1 protein-coding gene is annotated in these 1742 nt (G+C 60.9%); it reads left to right on the top strand.

Going from position 1 to position 1742, the window contains the following annotated elements; genetic code table 11:
* The first annotated feature begins 211 nt into the window (after positions 1 to 211).
* Entirely contained in the window at positions 212 to 1510 is a 1299-nt protein-coding gene (locus tag C1A33_RS24740; RefSeq protein WP_101833775.1) for a PIN-like domain-containing protein, read from the top strand.
* The last annotated feature ends 232 nt before the right edge of the window (positions 1511 to 1742 follow it).

The raw sequence follows: 1742 nt of genomic DNA, 5'->3' as shown, positions 1-1742 counted from the left end.
CTCCGGCGAGTCGTCAGACGATCACGATCCGTACACCACGTCGGTGGACTCCACTGGACGGACTATGTCAGAGGAGCGTGGATGCCCGGCGCGGCCATCAGTCCCGCGATCTACACCAGAGTCGTTCATGGTCTGGTCCCGGTAGATGCTTGGCGCCTCTGACGACTACCACCTTTCATAGCGGACTCCACGTCATGCGATCATTGGTGCCGTGAGAGACGACTTCCGCGGCTGGTTCCCCCTCGACGACACGGCGAAGAAGGAGATCTATACGTCGGGTGCCGTGGTCCTTGACGCTAACGTGCTGCTCAGCCTCTACCGCTTCTCATCGGAGGCTCGCGACGGGCTGCTCGCCGCCCTAGAAGAGGTCAGTGACAGACTGTGGATTCCCTATCAAGCGGGCTTGGAATTCCATCGCAACCGCCTCACGGCCCTACAGGACGCGAGACGCGAGTCAGAAAAGGTGGCTGCCGCCATCGGCGGTGCCGAAAGGTTGGTCCTTGACGCCTTCCGGAAGACCGCCAGCCGCCGAGCGATTCAGACTTTCGACGAGTCGCCGATTGTGGCGAGCTTCTCCGCGCTGCGGGCCGAGGCGGCGAAGCTGGAGGACAAAGACAGCGCTTCGCTCGCTGAGCGCTTTATAAACGACCCGATTCTCAACCGGATCGGTGTGATGCTCGCTGGCAAGGTCGGTCCGCCGTTCGACGCAGCGCAGACCGCGCAGGAGTCTGAACGCGGCCTAGAGCGGATCACGGCTGAAGTGCCTCCAGGCTACTCCGACCTCAAAAGCAAGGGAGAGGAGAAAGCGCTTGGCGACTACTTCATCTGGCGGCAGACTCTTGACGAGATCGCCCGCGAGCCACGCGATCTCCTCTTTGTCACCAACGACCAGAAGGAGGATTGGTACCTTCGAGCCGAGGGCATGACTCTGGGCCCCCGGGTAGAGCTTTCCGTGGAACTCGCCGAACTGTGCGGTACTCGTCTGCACCTTGCCACCGCCCAGACGTTCATGAGCCAGGCGAAGGAGTACTTGGCCGTGTCGGTGAGTGAGCGCGCCATCCAAGAGGCCGGCGTGGAGGTCGCGACCACCAGGGCGCGCGGGGGGGATAGAATCATTCGCGACGCTACTGTCTATGAACTGTTGGTGGAGGCGGCGCTGGTAGACGCAGGCGCAAACGTCTCGCGTTGCCAAGACGATCTCGAATCCATCGACCTGATCGCTTCTTTTCGTGAGTCCTCAACTAAAAGGGTGGTGATTGAGGTTGTGGTGAAATACTGCTCTCCAGGTCGGAGATTCAGGCATGAGTTGCTTTCGAGGGTGCCGAGCGGCCCACGTACGGTGCCAATCCTCGTCGTAACCAACGCGCCACTGACCTCCGCAGTCGAAGAGATCAATAGAGATACAGGTGAAATCTATGGATCATTGATGGTTGTGACCTTCAACGGGCAAGCGGACGGCTCCGCACTCCGACAAGCGCTGCGAGTATTCGGTGCGCCCATCGGTGCGTAGCCGGCGTGGTCGTAGGTCCTAGTTCGGACCATCGCTTGCAGACGCAGCGCTGGACCCAAGGGTGTGCTCCAGACGGCGGACAACGTGGGACGACCGTGGACACCGACGGCTTCTGTTGGGCCGTTGATCCGATATGCAGCGCAGACTCCCGTGCACGTCAGCGGGACACTACAGTAGGTGTCCATTCACGGGTGCGCGCTCCAGCACCCCCGGTTTTGATGTTGTTTTAGGC

It is taken from the genome of Frankia canadensis, from assembly GCF_900197875.1.
Classification (GTDB): domain Bacteria; phylum Actinomycetota; class Actinomycetes; order Frankiales; family Frankiaceae; genus Frankia; species Frankia canadensis.
This window is presented reverse-complemented; position numbering and strand designations above follow the sequence as displayed.